General features: G+C 60.9%; 13 protein-coding genes. 7 read left to right on the forward strand and 6 right to left on the reverse strand.

What is annotated here, in order from left to right; genetic code table 11:
- Nucleotides 1-33: 33 nt before the first annotated feature.
- From JYG34_RS11535 to JYG34_RS11560, 6 genes are all read right to left on the reverse strand, one after another.
- Nucleotides 34-1,458: a gamma-aminobutyraldehyde dehydrogenase gene (locus tag JYG34_RS11535; protein ID WP_213660800.1), complete on the reverse strand. Its 1,425-nt coding sequence runs from the start codon at nucleotides 1,456-1,458 to the stop codon at nucleotides 34-36.
- Between the two features lie 79 nt (nucleotides 1,459-1,537).
- Nucleotides 1,538-2,869, reverse strand: coding sequence for an APC family permease (locus JYG34_RS11540; RefSeq protein ID WP_213660801.1), 1,332 nt, complete (start codon nucleotides 2,867-2,869; stop codon nucleotides 1,538-1,540).
- A gap of 12 nt (nucleotides 2,870-2,881) precedes the next feature.
- Entirely contained in the window at nucleotides 2,882-4,039 is a 1,158-nt protein-coding gene (locus JYG34_RS11545) for an iron-containing alcohol dehydrogenase (RefSeq protein ID WP_213660802.1), read from the reverse strand.
- Between the two features lie 217 nt (nucleotides 4,040-4,256).
- The gene (locus JYG34_RS11550) at nucleotides 4,257-5,132 is read right to left on the reverse strand and encodes an alpha/beta fold hydrolase (RefSeq protein WP_213660803.1); all 876 of its coding nucleotides are present in this window, start codon (nucleotides 5,130-5,132) and stop codon (nucleotides 4,257-4,259) included.
- Nucleotides 5,129-6,655, reverse strand: a complete 1,527-nt coding sequence (locus JYG34_RS11555) for a flavin-containing monooxygenase (RefSeq protein WP_085663859.1) — start codon at nucleotides 6,653-6,655, stop codon at nucleotides 5,129-5,131. The genes JYG34_RS11550 and JYG34_RS11555 overlap by 4 nt, the downstream gene beginning before the upstream one ends.
- Nucleotides 6,656-6,956: 301 nt before the next feature.
- Nucleotides 6,957-7,535 carry a TetR/AcrR family transcriptional regulator gene (locus JYG34_RS11560; RefSeq protein WP_213660804.1) on the reverse strand — a complete coding sequence of 193 codons (579 nt, stop codon included), beginning with the start codon at nucleotides 7,533-7,535 and terminating at the stop codon, nucleotides 6,957-6,959.
- Nucleotides 7,536-7,923: 388 nt separating this feature from the next.
- Here JYG34_RS11560 and JYG34_RS11565 point away from each other — a divergent pair, with 388 nt between their 5' ends.
- The 7 genes from JYG34_RS11565 to JYG34_RS11595 all read left to right on the forward strand — a co-directional run bounded on the left by JYG34_RS11565 (nucleotide 7,924) and on the right by JYG34_RS11595 (nucleotide 16,884).
- The gene (locus JYG34_RS11565; protein WP_213660805.1) at nucleotides 7,924-8,811 is read left to right on the forward strand and encodes a phytanoyl-CoA dioxygenase family protein; all 888 of its coding nucleotides are present in this window, start codon (nucleotides 7,924-7,926) and stop codon (nucleotides 8,809-8,811) included.
- Nucleotides 8,812-8,882: 71 nt separating this feature from the next.
- The gene (locus JYG34_RS11570) at nucleotides 8,883-9,098 is read left to right on the forward strand and encodes a hypothetical protein (protein ID WP_213660806.1); all 216 of its coding nucleotides are present in this window, start codon (nucleotides 8,883-8,885) and stop codon (nucleotides 9,096-9,098) included.
- Nucleotides 9,099-9,275: 177 nt separating this feature from the next.
- Nucleotides 9,276-9,923 carry a hypothetical protein gene (locus tag JYG34_RS11575; protein WP_139833475.1) on the forward strand — a complete coding sequence of 216 codons (648 nt, stop codon included), beginning with the start codon at nucleotides 9,276-9,278 and terminating at the stop codon, nucleotides 9,921-9,923.
- Nucleotides 9,924-10,428: 505 nt separating this feature from the next.
- Nucleotides 10,429-11,817 carry a DUF1329 domain-containing protein gene (locus JYG34_RS11580; RefSeq protein WP_409264902.1) on the forward strand — a complete coding sequence of 463 codons (1,389 nt, stop codon included), beginning with the start codon at nucleotides 10,429-10,431 and terminating at the stop codon, nucleotides 11,815-11,817.
- A 24-nt stretch (nucleotides 11,818-11,841) separates the two neighbouring features.
- Nucleotides 11,842-13,488: a DUF1302 domain-containing protein gene (locus tag JYG34_RS11585; protein WP_331833015.1), complete on the forward strand. Its 1,647-nt coding sequence runs from the start codon at nucleotides 11,842-11,844 to the stop codon at nucleotides 13,486-13,488.
- Nucleotides 13,489-13,496: 8 nt separating this feature from the next.
- Nucleotides 13,497-15,911: an efflux RND transporter permease subunit gene (locus tag JYG34_RS11590; protein WP_213660809.1), complete on the forward strand. Its 2,415-nt coding sequence runs from the start codon at nucleotides 13,497-13,499 to the stop codon at nucleotides 15,909-15,911.
- Nucleotides 15,912-15,921: 10 nt separating this feature from the next.
- Entirely contained in the window at nucleotides 15,922-16,884 is a 963-nt protein-coding gene (locus JYG34_RS11595) for a WD40/YVTN/BNR-like repeat-containing protein (protein WP_213660810.1), read from the forward strand.
- The last annotated feature ends 102 nt before the right edge of the window (nucleotides 16,885-16,986 follow it).

Consider the following 16,986-nt stretch of genomic DNA (forward strand, 5'->3'; position numbering starts at 1 on the left):
AAAAATGATCTGGGCTATCTGGGGCGTGGGCAGTCAGTGCTTGAACATCACGTGGCGAACCACGGTGTAGTCTTCCAACCCGTACATCGACAGGTCCTTGCCGTAGCCGGACAGCTTCACGCCGCCATGGGGCATCTCGCTCACCAGCATGAAGTGGGTGTTGACCCAGGTGCAGCCGTATTGCAGGCGGGCGGCCAGGCGGTGGGCGCGCCCTACATCGGCGGTCCACACCGACGAGGCCAGGCCGTAGTCCGATTCATTGGCCCATGCCAGTGCCTGGGCTTCGTCTTCGAATGGCGTAACCGTCACCACCGGGCCGAAGATTTCACGGCACACCACCTCGTCCTCCTGTGTGGCGCCGGCCAGGACCGTCGGCTCGAAGAAGAAGCCGCCACCCGCAGCGCGCTTGCCGCCGGTGACCACCTCGATGTGAGGCAGTTCCTTGGCACGGTTCACGAAGCCCTCGACACGCTCCAGGTGCTCTTGGGTGATCAGCGGGCCCATCTCGGTCGCCGGGTCATCCTGAAGCCCGCACTTGATGCTGGACACGGCTTCGCCGAGCTTGCGCACGAACGCCGGGTACACCGCCTTCTGCACATAGAGGCGGCACGCGGCGGTGCAGTCCTGGCCGGCGTTGTAGAAGCCGAATGCGCGGATGCCTTCGACGGCGGCGTCGATGTCGGCATCGTCGAAGATCAACACCGGCGCCTTGCCACCGAGTTCCATGTGCATCCGTTTGACGCTGTCGGCGGTGCCTTCGATGATGCGGCTACCGGTGCGCACCGAGCCGGTCAGCGACACCATGCGTACCTGGGCGTGACTGGTCAGTGGCTCACCCACCGAGGCGCCGCAGCCGTGGACGATGTTGACCACACCGGCGGGGAAGATGTCGGCGAGCAACTCGCCCAGTTTCAAGGTGCTCATCGGTGTGTGTTCCGACGGCTTGAGCACGACGGTGTTGCCGCCGGCCAAGGCCGGGCCCAGTTTCCAGGCCGCCATCAGCAGGGGGTAGTTCCACGGCGCGATGGAGGCGACCACGCCCACCGGGTCGCGGCGGATCATCGAGGTGTGGCCCGGGATGTACTCGCCCGCCGCCGAGCCCTGCAGGCAGCGCACGGCACCGGCAAAGAAGCGGAACACGTCGGATACGGCAGGCAGTTCATCCTGCAACACGGCGGTGAACGGCTTGCCGCAGTTGTCTGCCTCCAGGCGGGCAAACACCGGCGCCTGGGCGTCGATGCTGTCAGCGAGCTTGAGCAGCAGTGCCGCCCGGTCCTTGGGCGGTGTTTGCGACCAGGCATCGAAGGCCGCATCCGCGCTTTGCACCGCGGCATGGACCTGGGCACGGCTGGCTTCGGTGGTCTGTACCAGGACGCTGCCCAGGGACGGGTTGTACACGTCGAGGTTTTCGCCTTCGCCGGCCACCAGGGCACCGTTGATCAAGAGTTTGGTTTGCATGTCGATTCTCGCCATTGAACGGCAAGGCCAGGGCCTTGCCTTGTGGTTGTCGTCAGGGCATTCGATTGAAAGGTGGCCGCTACGCCAGCGCGTCAGGCACTGGGTTGCGGAAGAAGCTGGTCCGGCAGGCGAGGTAAACCGCGCCCAGGGCGAGCCAGCTACAACCCATGATCAGTGCGTCTTTATCCAGGCTGGCCAGCATCCAGCCGGCCGTGACCAGGCCGATGAGTGGGAAGAGCACGCCGCGTAGCAGGCCAGCCCCGTCCTTGACGCGTGCGTCGAAGGTGAGCCGCAACGCGCAGAGGTTGACGGCGGTGAAGGCCAGAAAAGCGCCGAAATTGACCAGGGACGTCGCGGTGGCGATCGTCAGGCCAAAACCTGCGGTGCCGAAAATGCCGCAGAGCAGGATGTTGAAGACCGGGGTCTTGTAGCGAGGGTGCAACGCCCCGAACAGCTTGCGTGGCAGTTGGTTGTCCCGGCCGAGGGCGTACAGCAGCCGGCCCACGCTGGCCTGGAATGACATGCCTGCGGCGAAGTGGGCGATGATGATCCCCGCCAGGACCACGGCGAAGAACAGGTCGCCGCCGATCATGCGGGCGATCTCGAAGGCAGCTCCGTCCACGAACTCGAAGGTGGGGGAGGGGTGCGCCAGGTACATGAAGTACGAGGAGCCGACGTAGACCGCCCCGCCGGTCAACGCGACCAGCAGGATGGCGCGCGGCAGTGTGCGGCCCGGGTCGCGGGTTTCCTCGCTGAGCGTGGACAGCGCGTCAAAGCCCAGGAACGAGTACGCGGCAATGGCGGCGCCGGCCATGCTGGTGGCGAAGGGCACATCCTGGTTGAAGAACGGCTTGGCCGACAACAGCCCGCCAGGGCCGTTGGCCGCGACGATGTAGTGCACGCACAGGCCGATGAACACGACGATGATGGCCAGTTGCGCGACCATCAACAGCACGTTGAAACGGTTGGCAACCTGGATACCCAGCACGTTCAGCAGCGAGGTGGAGACGATGAACCCGACGATCCACACCCACTGCGGCACTTCTGGAAACGCCATGTTGAGGTAGCTCGCGCCGAGCAGCCAGATCAGCATCGGGATGAAGAAGTAATCGAGCAGGGCGGCCCAGCCCACCATGAAGCCGAGGTTGGCGCTGAGCATCTTGCGGGTATAGGTGTAGGCCGACCCGGCCACCGGGAACACCCTGACCAGCCGGCCATAGCTCAACGCCGTGAACACCACGCCGGTCGCTGCGATCAGGTAGGCCATCGCCGTGGTGTTGCCACTGGCCTGCGAGATCACGCCATAGGTGCCGAAGACGATCAACGGGGCGAGGAAGGCCAGGCCGAACAGCAGGACCGAAAACGGGCCCAGGGTGCGCTTCAGCGAAGCGCTGGGGGTTGATTCGCTCATGACTGGCAGCCCTCACGCTACGAAGTGGTAAGCAGTGGCGACGATTTCACGGTAGGTTTCCACGGTCATCTCCTTCGCATTGCTGCCATCGGAGAAGTTCTTCTTCGACTTTTCAGCGATGGCCAGGAAGTCTTCCTCGCGCACGCCTTTCACCTCGGCGAAGCGGGGGATGCCCAGGTCCTTGCTCATCTGGAACAGGTAGCCGACGGCGGCCTCGGCGGCCTCGGCCGGCGAGAGGTTGGGGTCGATGCCCAGTGCGTAGGCGACCTGCGCGTGGCGAATGATGTCGGCATCGCGGTTATGGCCGAACACGAAGGGCAGGAAGATCGCGTTGCCCACGCCGTGTGGCGTGTCGTACATGCCACCTATGGCTTCGGAAATGCAGTGCACGCTACCTACGTCCGCATTACCGAAGGCCATGCCGGCGATCAGGCTGGCCGCCAGCATCTGCTCGCGGGCGTGCAGGTTGCCGGGTTCCAGCACGGCGGGCCTCAGGTGTTGGCTGATCAGGCGAATGGCATGCAGCGCCAGGCCGTCGCTGATGGGGTTCGACACGCGGCAGGTGTAGGCTTCGATGGCGTGGGTCAGGGCATCCATGCCGGTTGCGGCGGCAATCGACGCGGGCAGCGTGTCGAGGATATGAGAGTCAAGCAAGGCCAGAATTGGCCCGAGTCGGTAATCATGCACGCTCATCTTGTAATGACGGGCGGTGTCGGTGATTACCGAGAAGCAGGTTACTTCGCTGCCGGTGCCGGCCGTGGTCGGAATGGCAACGATAGGCGGGATGGCATGGGTGAGCGTGAACGACCCTTCGTAGTCCTCGATCCGACCCTCATGGCTGAGCAGTACGCTGATGGCCTTGGCCGCATCCATGGCACTGCCACCGCCTATGGCTAGCAAGCCATCGATACCTTTGCCGCGGTATCGCTGCGCGATCTGATTGACGTCCTCGCTGCGCGGATTGGCCTTGATGTCCGACACTTCCTCGAAGGCGATGCCTGCCTTCTTCAGGCTGGCGTAGACGCTGTCCAGCAGGCCCGCCGCCTTGACCCCAGGATCGGTCACGATGAGCACGCGGGCCAGGCCAAGTGAGTGCAGGTGTTCACCGGTGCGCTCGCGCAGACCAGGTTCCATCACAACTTTGCTGGGGAGTAAAAACTTGAAGTCCATACGTACCTCTTGCTCAATTGTTGTCATTGTTGAAAGGGCAGTAGAGGAGCACTTGCGCCAGGCCGTGGATAACAGCTCGAGCGGGTGATGTGTGGCCTGGCATTTCGCGCAAGCCAGCATTTTGTTGTTCTGGGTTTTGCTTGAACCTGTGGTCAAATGCCTCCTTCGGGGGGAAAGAGGGGCGGCCAAGCTGCACGCCCCTGAAAGGGTGATCGTGCTACAGCATGTGTCCTGCCAGCAGGGACAGCAGCGTGCCGGACAGGCAAGGCGGGAAGTCGTGCCCCATCCCGGGCAGCAGCACCAGGCTGGAACCACGGATAGCTGCAGCCGTGGCGTACCCGCCGCTGGTCGCGACCATGAGATCTTCATCGCCATGGATGACCAGGGTCCGGCAACGAATCCGTTGCAGTTCCTGGGTGCGGTCGCCGGAATTGATGATCGCGCCGATCTGCCTGGCCGTGCCGATGTTGCTGGCCTCGCCACCGCCTCGCTCCCAGGCCAACAGGGCATAGTCACGGAAGGCGGGCTCATTCCACTCCAGGGGCGAGCCGATCAGGCGCATGATGTCCAGGTAGTCGCGAACGCTTTCCTGCTCGCTGCGCGGCGGGCGGCGCAGCAGCTGCCGAATGGATTTCAACGCCGGCTGGCCGACGCGCAGCGATCCGGTGGTCGAGAAGATCGAGGTGAGCGTCCTGATACGCTCGGGGTAACGGGCAGCGAGGGTCTGGGCGATCATGCCGCCCATCGACATACCCACCACGTGCGCCGTTGCCAGGTTCAGGCCGTTCATGAGCCCGATCACGTCGTTGGCCATGTCACCCAGGTCATAGCCGGGGGTGCGCTTGCGCAAGAACTGCTGCATGGCCGTGGGAGGCACCACGTCGGTGAAGAACGACCGGCCCGAGTCTCGGTTGTCCAGCGTGATGACGCGAAACCCCCTCTCGACGAGGCCGGCGATGATCGGTTGCGGCCAGTAGGTCAATTGCAGCCCCAGGCCGACGATGAGCATCACCGCTGGCGCTGATTCGGACCCGTGGCTGCGATAGCAAAGGGGGCGCTCGCCAGGCAGTTCGCAGAAGCGATCGGGGCTCATCCGCGGCTACCCTGTTGTTGCAGCTCGACGTTCGCGCGCAGGGGCGTGCTGGGTACGGAGGAGAACGCCAGGCACTTGTCAGCCACAGCGCCGCGGCGCAGGAGTTTGGTATCGCGGAAGTAGTCCATCGACATCACCCAGGGCTCGCTTGGCCCTTGGCGCGGAATGCTGTCCAAGGCGCGTTGCACATAACCGGCACCGAAATCCAGCAGAGGACGGGTCTGGATACCGTCTGGCGCCCGGGGTTCGCAAACGTTGTAGCCGTGGTTGTCCATGAAACCCAGCAAGCGACAGAAGTGATCGCACAGCAGGCACACTTTCAGGGTCCAGGAGGAGTTGGTGTAGCCCACCGCGAACGCGAAGTTGGGTACACCGGATAGCATGGTTCCTTTGTAGGCGAGAGTGTCGCTCAGCACCACTGGCTTATCGTCCTTGTACAGACTGATCCCCCCGAACATCTGCACATTCAGCCCCGTGGCGGTAATTACGATGTCAGCTTCCAACGCCTTGCCGGATTTCAGCAACAGGCCGGATTCGGTGAACCGCTCGATATGGTCGGTGACGATGTCGGCCTTACCCGCGCTGATCGCCTTGAACAGATCGCCTTCAGGTACCGTGCACAAGCGCTGGTCCCAAGGGTTGTAGGGCGGATTGAAATGGACGTCGACCGGGTAGCCTTTCGGCAGCTCCTTGCGCGTCAGCCACAGCAGCAATTTGCGGGAAAGCTTGGGGAAGCGCTGGCAGAAGGCCCAGAAGGCCAGGGTGATCCTGGCGTTCTTGTAGCGTGTCAGAGAGTAAGCGGTTTGCTCGGGCAGGACCTTGCGCAGAAACGCCGCAATCGCATCATTGGCTGGTTGGTTGATGATGTAGGAGGGCGTACGCTGCAGCATGGTGATGCTGGCGACTTTGTCCGCCATCGCCGGAATCAGGGTCACTGCCGTCGCGCCGCTGCCGATCACTACGACACGTTTGCCCGTGTAATCCAGGTTCTCTGGCCAGTGTTGCGGATGAACGATCTGCCCCTTGAACTGTTCGGCTCCCTCGAAGCGGGGGCTGAATCCTTGGTCGTACCTGTAGTAGCCGCCCGCGCTGAACAGCCAGCGACATTCGATTGTGCGGGCCTGCCCCAGGTGACCGTCCTCCACCCGCACCGCCCACAAGCCCTTATCCGTTTGCCAGTTCGCCGAGATGACTTTCTGCTTGTACTGGATCAAGGATTCCAGCTCATGCTCGTCGATCGCTTCACGCAGGTACTCGAGAATGTCTGCGGCGTCCGCCAGGGATTTCGCCTTGGTCCAGGGCTTGAAGTCGAAGCCGAAGGTGTACAGGTCGGAGTCCGAGCGGATGCCGGGATAGCGGAACAGGTCCCAGGTGCCGCCCATTCGCTCACGGGACTCGAGAATCGTGAAGGTCTTGTGAGGCTGATGGCGTCGCAGATAGGCGGCCGCGCCGATGCCAGACACACCGGCTCCCATGATCAATATATCGAGTGGCTCAACCGGAAGAGCAGTGTGCGAGGACATAGGGCTTCCCATTATTGTGTTATAGGGCTGATCTTTTGACTTGATCATTTGACCATGATGAGACGACAGATTACCCGGGGCAAGGTGCAAAATGCACCGAGAAGCAATTTTTTTGGGACGATTTGAACCTGGTGGGATTGGGGTAGGGGGTATTGCGCGTCGGACGACTCCAGGTTTTGGCGTCGTTATGACAGGGCGTATGTGGGTTTGTGTGGGAAGAGGCGACAGTCCGTTTGTCTGTCAGACCCTATGGATACCGGATTGCCGTGTCACACCGGACCACGGCAATCTGAATGACGTCTCAGTAGCTGGCCACCAGCAGCTTAACCGCCTGGCAAGCCGTTTCTGTCTCAGCCTCCAGGCGTTCGAGGTTGCCGTGGGCGGTCCAGGAGAGAAGCAAACCATCGAAAAGGTTGATGAGCAGCCGACTGACTGTGGTGAGTGCGGCCTGATCCAGCGCATCGCCGGTCGCCTTCTGGATGGCCTGTTGGGTGGCTTCGATGGAAACGGTATAGATCTTCGCTGCCATTTCCGGGTCATTGCGCAGGTTCCAGAAGAACAGCTCGAACTGGGTTATGGCCCGCTCGGGGTGTGCGATGAACCACTTGACCAACTGGCGCAGCATTTCCCCTACCGATTCGGCAGGGAGAGCGTTTGCCGGAGCCTGCAGCGATCGCTGCGGCATGTTGATCAAGGACTCGTAGACCGCATAGAACAAGTCTTCCTTGGTGTGAAAAACGTAATGCAGCGAGGCCAGCGGCGAATCTGCCGCTGCCGCGATGCGCCGCGTCGTGGCGTTGGCTATGCCGTGTTCTGCGATCACCTTGATGGTCGCTTCAATGAAATCCTGTCTGCGTTCTTCCGCGCCTATCCGAGCCATTCAGCGTTCTCCCCTTTTGGCCTTGCGCCAGCCGCCGGGTCCGGCGTCGGCGGTGACGAATGCTATCGCAAAGTCATGGCCCAATCCATGAGATGAGTCGATGCAACCCTTTCCGTCTGCGGTCTTGCCGTCGGTATGTGGCCATTGCCCAGAGGCAGATGCTGACTGCCGTACCTCACCGAGGCCGGGGCAGTGGCGAGGGGGTAAAAAAACCAGATCAAATGACTTGATCAAATGACTATATTCAATAATCATGGCAATGCCGAGCAGATTATTTCGGGCTTCGGCAGCGGCATAAGAGGTTGCTGTGGTGGTTGCGCCGGTGGGACGAGGCGGTTGCCCGGGCTCGCTGGATAGAACAATGAAAAACCGGACAGGTAGAAGGCAGATGGATACACAAAAACTCTCGACGGTCAGCAGTGATGCGTCGGTGGAACAAGTGGTGGAAATCATTCGGCGTGACGGCGGGGTCATCATTGCTGATTTCGTCTCGCCAGAGACGCTCAAGTGCCTCACCGAAGAGCTGGACACCTACTTGAATGTCACGCCCTGCGGAGAAGACCCCTATTTCGCAGGCATGCAGACCCGTCGTATCGGTCGCATCATCGGGCGAAGCGACACGGCGGTGGAGGTGGCACTTAACCCGTTGTTCATCGGCGCGGCCAGGCAGATCCTGCAGACACCGACCCATGTCTGGGTGGGCAGCGACCGCATCGAGATGGCACCTGACATTCAACTCAGCATTACCCAGGCCATTCAGATCGGCCCGGGCCAAGGCCTTCAGCCCCTGCACCGCGACGATGCCACCTCGCTGTGGCGACATCCCCAGTTCGGGCGCGAGGCCCGCCTGCAGATCATGCTGGCCATCTCGGACTTCACCGAAGAGAACGGTGCCACGCGCGTTATTCCAGGCAGTCATCAATGGGATGACGAGCGCGGGCCGACCCAGGAAGAAACCATCGCCGCCGAGATGAAAGCAGGCTCTGCGCTGTTGTGGCTGGGGTCGGTCTATCACGGCGGTGGCGCCAATACCACAGCGTCTCCTCGTACTGGTCTGACCATGGCCTACGACTTGGCCATCCTGCGCCTCGAAGAAAATCACTTCCTTTCCATTCCCATTGAACGGGTTCGCCAGCTCCCCGCAGAAATGCAACGCCTGCTGGGCTGGAGTGTGAGCTCCACGCTGCTGGGCTGGGTGGAAATTGATGGCCAGATGCGAGACCCACAAGAGCTCTTGGGCATGCCTGCGTTTTCCGAGGCGGGAAAAGGCTTCTGAGCCCCTGAGTTTGCACAGCCTGCTGCGTATTGAATTTCTGCCCTTTTGGGCGCAACCAAGGAGATGACACCATGGCGTTCTCAATCGACTCGAAAGTTGGCGAGCTGCTGGATAACAGCACTACGAGCCAGATCCTTGAAAAGCACCTGCCCGGTGTGGGTAAACACCCACAAATTGGCATGGCCCGTGGCTTTGCCTTAGTGACGGCGGCGAAATATTCTGGCGGGTTTATTTCTCAGGAAACGCTGAATAAAATCGACAGCGACCTGAGGTCTCTGGTCGACTAATCACGGCCATGCTGACCTGCTCGTATAACTTTAGTTACCGGTGCAGGTCAAATAATTCAGCCCGTATTTCCCCGCTGATCGGGTTTGCAATAGTCGTCCGATTGGCTGCCGATTTCGACGTGCAGTGTGATGTCGATCCTCAGATTGAGAGAGGCTGTTCTCGTGGAACTGATAGAAGTGAGTATCCTGGGCTCATGTATATTGCTAATCATCTGTGGTCTGTATTATGGGGCGGCATTCCTCGGGCGAAGAAATTATCTGCTCGGCGGAGAGTTTTTGATTGTCGGGATATCCGCGACGAATTTCGCGATCTTCCTCGTTACGGGCTGGCTGGAAAATTATAACGTTGCCATATTCCTCGATGCTTTTTCCCGGGGTGTTGGAATTCCAGTTATTGCAACGCTTGGCTTGATGGCGGTAACGCACGATTACAAACCGTCCCCGGTGAATGACATTGTGTTGTTCCTGGCTGGCTTTACGGTTGCAGCCATTTACTTCATGTCGAGTTCATTCAAGCAGTTCCTGCCTTATTTTTATATGGTGATGTGGCTGGCGTACACAGCGTACCTGGCCTATTTCATTTGGCGACTGGTTTGTGCCAGAGAGCTTCTGCATGCGCTGGCTACCACCTTGGGCGGTGTGGCGGGGCTAACGATAGCATTCCGGTATGACTTCTTTCCGATTCCGGGTGACGACTCAAAGATGGTATTCATGACCTTTGCTTTCTTGACTTGGTCGTACTCGATTGTGCAATCGTTCTATGCCTATGGTGCACTTCAGCGTTCTAGAAGTGCCCCAGTTGAGGCGTTACTCAATGCTCGTTGAATTGAGCGGCGCAGGTGCGCCGTTATGCCGCCAATTTCTTGATTCGAAGTAACTCCATGTCGGGCCATAGGCCCGCTTCTTTACCGCCTCCAGGGGCGGTTTTTTTATGGGTAATTGATTCATTTCCATGATTGGGTTTTCAATGGAAATATTTAAGGCTTGCTCAATGTAAACGGCAGCTTGCGATGGGTAAGTATAACTAGCAATGCATCATGGTTGGGCATGCGCTGGTAACACATGTTTCTTTACTTCCCATTAAGGTGCAGGCATCTGATGAACATAGATCGCCACTGTCGACTAAACACCTGATTTATCTAACTTAATCATTCCACGAGACTTCTGGCATATGGATTGCTTTCTGATCATTTGACATGGTCAATTGATCATGTCAAATGATCAGCTTGCGATAGGTGCCCATTTCCGTGTGGATGGTCGGGTAGCCGGTCCAGGCCCTTTGTTCGAGGAGCCTCCAATGAAAGAAGTATCTACAGGGCAGAAAGACGACATGTCCGCCCGCTGTATTTTCAGGCATCTGCTGGTTACCCTCGCGGTATCGACCGCGATGTGCTCGGTACAGGCCGCACCCCAGGTGGCGGGGGAGCTGGGTTCGAAGCTGACGCCACTGGGCGGTGAGGTGGCCGCTAGTTCAAGCGGGGATATTCCGGCCTGGACTGCTCCGGGGCCGCAAGGGGGGGGCTGGAGCTATGGCCAGGTGCGGGGGGACCACTGGAAGTTCAAGGATGACAAACCCCTCTACAGCATCGACTCGAACAGCGTGACGCAGTATACGAGCAAGCTGTCCCCCGGCCAGCTCGAACTGTTCAAGAAGATTCCGGGCTATCGCATGGACGTCTACCCGACCCGCCGCACCTGTGGCGTACCGGACTTCGTGGCGGATAACACGCGGCAGAACATTGGCTTCGCCAAGCTCGACTCCACAGGGGTTGCCCTAGAGGACGCCCATGTGCCAGGCATCCCGTTCCCTCTGCCCAGTACCGGCGCAGAGGTGATGTGGAACATGAAGATGCGCTATCGCGGCCTTGGTGTCGAAATTCCCAAAAGCATTTCAGGCATTTCACCGCGCAAGGGTGGGGAGTGGTTACGCCAGTCGTCAGACACCTTTTTCTTTACGCCCTGGGGAAAGAAAGGCAGTGCACTTTTTTCGTCCATTGGCCGCTTGGAAAACGCCACGTTCTCCAGTTACCGGGAGCCAGCGGCGCTGGCCGGCCAGGCTGGTGTGCAGACGACTGTAGCAGGCGAGCAGGCCAGCACCTTCTACTATTTCCCCGGCCAGCGTCGGGTGAGGCGCATGCCATCGTATTCCTACGACGCTCCGCAGATCGGGCTGGACAACCAGTACACCGTCGATGAGGCGAACGTGTTCTTCGGAGCCATGGACCGCTTCGATTGGAAACTGATCGGCAAGCAGGAGCTGCTGGTGCCGTACAACGCCTTTGGCGCCTATGACACCGCAGCCAAGGTGGAAGGCTTCGCTGGCGACGATTCCATCGCGCCACAGTCGCGCCGCTACGAACTGCATCGTGTCTGGGTCGTCGAGGCCAATGTTCGCCAGGGCATGCGCCACCAGGCACCCAAGCGCCTGTTCTACATCGACGAGGACAGCTGGAACCCGTTGCTGGCCGTTGACTATGACAAGCAAGGGCAGATCTGGAAGGTGCGTGAAGGGTTCTCGATCCCCGTCTACGAGATCGGCGCGTGCGACGTGCAGGCCCAGGTCCAGTACAACCTCGCCGATCATCGTTACCTGTTCGACATGACCTCGATCGGCGCGGGCAAGAACGATATTCGCTGGCTCACCGAAGACAGTGGCAACCCTCGCCTGAAACGCGACTTCTTCACCTCCGACAACCTGCGAGCCATCAGCGAGCGCTAAACCCACGCCAGATCGAGAGCCCACATGAAAAAAATAATTACGAAAGCATCAGGCCTTGTCATCGTGTGCGCAACCCCACTGGCAATGGGGTTCACATTTGAAACCGAAACCCTCAATGGCTCCTTCGACTCCACGATCACCGCAGGCATGGGCCTGCGTACCGAGTCACGGGCCTGCAACCTGATCAACCAGGGGCCGACCGGGCACAACGTGCCCTCCGGCTGCCTGGCGCAGAGTTCCGGCGTGGCGGACCAGGGCGACCTGAACTACGACCGCGGCGACATGTTCACCAACTACCTCAAGGGTACCCATGAGCTGTTGCTGAAGATGCCCGAGGACTTCACCTTCATGGCGCGCGGGACCTGGATCCGCGACTTCGCTGCCACCGATACCACCGGCACGCTGTCGTTCAACACCCCAGAGAGCGTCGGCAGCAACGGGCTGAGTGACGACGCCCGCGACGACCTCGCCTTCAAGGCTCGCCTGCTGGACCTGTGGGTGAGCAAAGGCTTCGACATGGGCGGGCAGCGGGTCCGTGCGCGCCTGGGCAACCAGGTGATCAACTGGGGCGAAAGCCTGTTCGTGGCCGGTGGCATCAACAACACCAACGCCTACGACTACCAGGCCTTGGCGCGCCCCGGCGTGCAGCTCAAGGAGGCCGTGCTGCCCGCGCCGATGCTCAGTGTCGCTTCGGGCCTTGGCTCGGGTGTTAACGTCGAGGCCTACTATCAGTTCCGCTGGAACAAGAGCGAGTTGCCGCCGGTGGGCAGCTACTGGTCCACCAACAACGCGCTGGGCGAGGGCAGGGGGGACTACGGGTTCTCCGAGAAGGACGCCCGCGACAGCGGCCAGTGGGGCCTTTCGCTGCGCTGGCAACCGGAGGACAGCGACATAAACTACGGCTTCTACGTGATGCGTTATCACGACAAGTTGCCGTCATTGCGCGTCGCCATTCTTGACCCGGACACCTTCGCCGCTGCCCCCACCTGGGAATACCAGGAAGACCGAATGATGTATGGCATCAGTGCCAACATGCCGATCGGTGACTGGGCCGTCGGTACGGAGCTTTCGTACCGGCCGAAGGACTCGGTCATGCTCAACCCGGTCATCGACCTGTGCTCCAGCAATGGCGGCAAATGCTGGAAGGACGAAAAGAAGTTCCAGTGGCACCTCACCGGCCTGTACAGCTTCACGCCTTCCAACTCCCCGACGCTGCTCGACTTCACCGGAGCCAGCACGGGCACCTTGTTGTCCGAGCTTGTGGTCATCAAATACCCAGGGCTGCATGACGAGGTCAATGGCGAGCCACTCGCTGCGGGGCTCAATACCTGGCAGTTGGACCCTGCGACAGCGCCCAAGCCCCGTGGCGACAAGACGTCCTCTGGCATCAACCTGGACTTCAGCCTGACCTATGACGGCACCTTGCTGCCGGGCTGGCAGGTCACGCCAGGTGTATTCTATTCGCGCTCGCTAGGGGGCAGGACGCCGAACCTGAGTGCGACCTTCACCGAGGACGCGAGCAGCATGAACCTGTATCTGAACTTCGTGCGAAACCCGGCCAGTTGGCAGATCTCCCTCAACTACGCAAAGTTCATGGGCGGCGACACGCCCTACGACCAGCTTTATCGTGACCGCGACTATGTCGGCGTTGCGATTTCCCGCACCTTGTGAGGCCCGCCGTGAACGGTTCTGTAAAGTTATCCGAAGCTCCGGCACCTGGCCTGCTGTCACGTGTCGAGGGTGTGTTGTTCGGGCATCGTCGTCTGGTGCTGGCGACCCTGGCGGTGTTCACGCTGATCATGGGCTGGTTCGCCGTGCAACTGCGTATGGATGCAGGCTTCGAAAAGCAATTGCCGGTAGGCCACGAATACATCAAGACATTCGAGGCCTACCGCAACGACCTGCTGGGAGCGAACCGGCTGACCATCGTGGTCAAGGCCCGACAGGGCGATATCTGGAGCGCCCCGGGCCTGAAACGGCTGTATGACGTCACCCAGGCGGTGACCTTCCTCCCGGGGGGGGCCCGCAGCAGCGTGCGTTCGTTGTGGACGCCCAATGCCTTCGTCAACGAAATCACCGAAGAAGGTTTTCGCGCTGACCCACTGGTACCAGGAACGGTTTCGCCCGAGCACCTGGATGACCAGGTCATCGCGACGATCGCCAGCTCCACCGCCCAGGGTGGTTTCATCGGCACGCTGGTTTCCCGGGATCAGAGCAGTGCGATGATCACGGTGGAACTCAACGAATACGACACCAATGGCGCGCACCTTGACTATGTGGCGTTCAACCACAGGCTGGAGAAAGAGATCCGCCAGCAATTCGAGGATGGCGATTTCGAAATCCAGATCATCGGTTTCGCCAAGCAGATCGGTGATATTGCTGACGGGGCTTCAGCCGTGCTGGAGTTCTGTCTGCTGGCGTTGCTGCTGACGGCGGGGGCGGTGTACTGGTATTGCCACTCGCTGCGCTTCACGCTGCTGGCGCTGGTCTGTTCATTGGCCTCTCTGGTGTGGCAGTTCGGTAGCCTGCGCCTGTTGGGGTACGGGCTCGACCCGTTGGCGGTGCTGGTGCCCTTCCTGGTATTCGCCATCGGGGTGTCCCATGGCGTGCAACAAATCAACTTCATCGTCCGCGAGATCGCCATCGGCAAGAGCGCCGAAGCGGCGGCGCGTTCGAGCTTTACGGGGTTGCTGATCCCCGGGACGCTGGCGCTGGTGACCGCGCTGGTTTCCTTCGTGACGCTGCTGTTGATCCCGATCCCGATGGTGCGGGAGCTGGCGATCACGGCCTCGCTTGGCGTGGCCTACAAGATCATCACCAACCTGGTGATGTTGCCGTTGATGGCGTCGCTGCTGAGTGTCGATGACAAGTATGCGGCCGCCCAGGAAGTGTCCCGGCAGCGCCGCACCCGCTGGCTGCGTGGCCTGGCCCGGCTCGCCGAGCCACGCAGGGCACAATGGGTGCTTGGCTTTGCCTTGGTGGTATTCCTGGTGGCGATCTGGCAAAGCCATGACCGTGTCGTTGGCACGCTGCAGGCGGGCGCGCCGGAGTTGCGCGAGGACGCCCGCTTCAATCGCGATGCGGTTTCCATCGCCGGCAACTACGACATTGGCCTGGACTGGCTCAGCGTGGTGTTCGAAGTCAACAAGGAGCCCTCTGGCGAAGACAGCCAGGTGGCCTGCGAGGATGTTGCCCTGGGCCAATACCAGGATCGCTTCGTGTGGGCCATGCAAGGGGTGCCAGGTGTCCTGTCGGTAGCGTCGTTCTCCAGCAACATGCGCCAGTTCAATGAGGGCTACAACGAAGGCAACCCGAAGATGGCAGCGGTGCCCATCGACCCGATGAACTACGCCGCCCTGGCTACCGAGGTTGCGCGCACGCCCGGGCTGATGCGCACCGACTGCAGCATGTCCGCAGTGCACCTGTACCTGGCCGATCACAAAGCCACCACGATCAACCGGGTAGTGGATGCCGCCAAGGCATTCCGCAGCGAATACCCCCTGCCAGGCATCTCGGTGCGCCTCGCTTCGGGCAACGCCGGGGTGCTGGCAGCCATCAACGAAGAAGTGGAAAAAAGCGAAACACCCATGCTGCTTTATGTCTATGCCGCCATCGCATTGCTGGTGTTCGTGGTGTATCGCGACTTGCGGGCAGTCCTGGTGTGTTGCCTGCCGCTGACCATCGGCACCTTTATTGGCTACTGGTTCATGAAGGAGCTGCAGATCGGACTGACCATCGCCACCTTGCCGGTGATGGTGCTGGCGGTGGGCATTGGCGTCGATTACGCCTTCTACATCTACAACCGTCTGCAACTGCACCTGGCTCATGGGCAGTCGATTACCAAAGCCGTGGAATACGCGCTGCTCGAAGTGGGTGTCGCCACTATTTTCACCGCCATCACCCTGGCCGTGGGCGTGGCCACCTGGGCCTTCTCGGAACTCAAGTTCCAGGCCGACATGGGCAAGCTGCTGGCCTTCATGTTCATCGTCAACATGGTCATGGCCATGACCGTGCTGCCGGCCTTCGCCGTGTGGCTGGAGCGGGTATTCCCACGTAAGCGCCCCGTGCGCGTGATCGGCGCGCTGGTGCACTGAGGAGAGAAACATGAAGTTCAGGGTTTCATTCACCGCAGCCGTGCTCGCAGCAGCAGTGCCGCTGATGTCTCTTCAGGCCGCGCCGTTGCAGGCCGTACCGGCCGTACAGGCGAGCAATGCCACGCAGGCCACCATGCTGGCCGCCGGTTGGGCGGGGGCGCGCATGGTGGCCGTGGGCGACCACGGTGTCGTGCTGTTGTCCGACGATCAGGGCATGGAGTGGCGCCAGGCGAGGTCGGTACCGCTGTCCACGCCATTGACGGGCGTGTCTTTCGTGGATGCCAAACGCGGCTGGGCGGTTGGCCACTGGGGCGCGATCCTGGCCACAACCGATGGCGGGGAGTCCTGGCAGGCCCAGCGACTGGCCACCGAAGAAGACCGGCCACTGTTCGCGGTGCACTTCTTCAATGCCCGGCAGGGTGTTGCAGTAGGCCTCTGGTCGTTGGTGCTGACGACCGAGGATGGGGGCCAGACGTGGGCTGAGCAGCCGCTGCAGGCTCCGCCGGGGGGCAAGCGGGCCGACCTCAACCTGATGGGGTTGTTTGCCGACAGCCGCGGCACGCTGTACGCCACGGCCGAGCATGGGCAGGTGCTGCATTCCGAAGACCAGGGGAAGAACTGGCGTTACCTGGATACCGGCTACGAAGGCACCCTGTGGTCTGGCGCGGTACTGGCCGATGGGCGTCTGCTGCTGGGTGGCCAGCGCGGCACCCTGTTGCAGGGTTCAGCGGACGGCAAGGGCTTTCGCCGAGTGCCAACGCAAAGCAAAGGCTCTGTCACGAGCGTAGCGGTAGCGGGCTCTCGTGTGTTGGCGGTCGGGCTGGATGGGCTGAGCGTGCAGAGCAGCGATGGCGGGCACAGTTTTCAGGAAACGCAGACCGCTGATGGCCTTTCACTGACGGCGGCGTTGTTCAACGCCGAGGGCGTACCTGTCTTGTTTTCACGCCGAGGGGTAATGCCCTGCCAGGAGTGAAGGGCCGGTCACTCGCTCAGAGGCCAGGCATCGCAAAGCGATGCCTGGCGTGTTTCCTTGCCTGGGCGTCTGGGTGGTCGTGGCACCTTCAGGCCCAGGCAA

The sequence above is a fragment of the Pseudomonas entomophila genome, from assembly GCF_018417595.1.
Classification (GTDB): domain Bacteria; phylum Pseudomonadota; class Gammaproteobacteria; order Pseudomonadales; family Pseudomonadaceae; genus Aquipseudomonas; species Aquipseudomonas entomophila_C.

Coding starts and splice junctions, on each gene's coding strand:
- JYG34_RS11535 (WP_213660800.1), bottom strand. CDS start 1,458: ATGCAAACCAAACTCTTGATCAACGGTGCCCTGGTGGCCGGCGAAGGC.
- JYG34_RS11540 (WP_213660801.1), bottom strand. CDS start 2,869: ATGAGCGAATCAACCCCCAGCGCTTCGCTGAAGCGCACCCTGGGCCCG.
- JYG34_RS11545 (WP_213660802.1), bottom strand. CDS start 4,039: ATGGACTTCAAGTTTTTACTCCCCAGCAAAGTTGTGATGGAACCTGGT.
- JYG34_RS11550 (WP_213660803.1), bottom strand. CDS start 5,132: ATGAGCCCCGATCGCTTCTGCGAACTGCCTGGCGAGCGCCCCCTTTGC.
- JYG34_RS11555 (WP_085663859.1), bottom strand. CDS start 6,655: ATGTCCTCGCACACTGCTCTTCCGGTTGAGCCACTCGATATATTGATC.
- JYG34_RS11560 (WP_213660804.1), bottom strand. CDS start 7,535: ATGGCTCGGATAGGCGCGGAAGAACGCAGACAGGATTTCATTGAAGCG.
- JYG34_RS11565 (WP_213660805.1), top strand. CDS start 7,924: ATGGATACACAAAAACTCTCGACGGTCAGCAGTGATGCGTCGGTGGAA.
- JYG34_RS11570 (WP_213660806.1), top strand. CDS start 8,883: ATGGCGTTCTCAATCGACTCGAAAGTTGGCGAGCTGCTGGATAACAGC.
- JYG34_RS11580 (WP_409264902.1), top strand. CDS start 10,429: ATGTCCGCCCGCTGTATTTTCAGGCATCTGCTGGTTACCCTCGCGGTA.
- JYG34_RS11585 (WP_331833015.1), top strand. CDS start 11,842: ATGAAAAAAATAATTACGAAAGCATCAGGCCTTGTCATCGTGTGCGCA.
- JYG34_RS11595 (WP_213660810.1), top strand. CDS start 15,922: ATGAAGTTCAGGGTTTCATTCACCGCAGCCGTGCTCGCAGCAGCAGTG.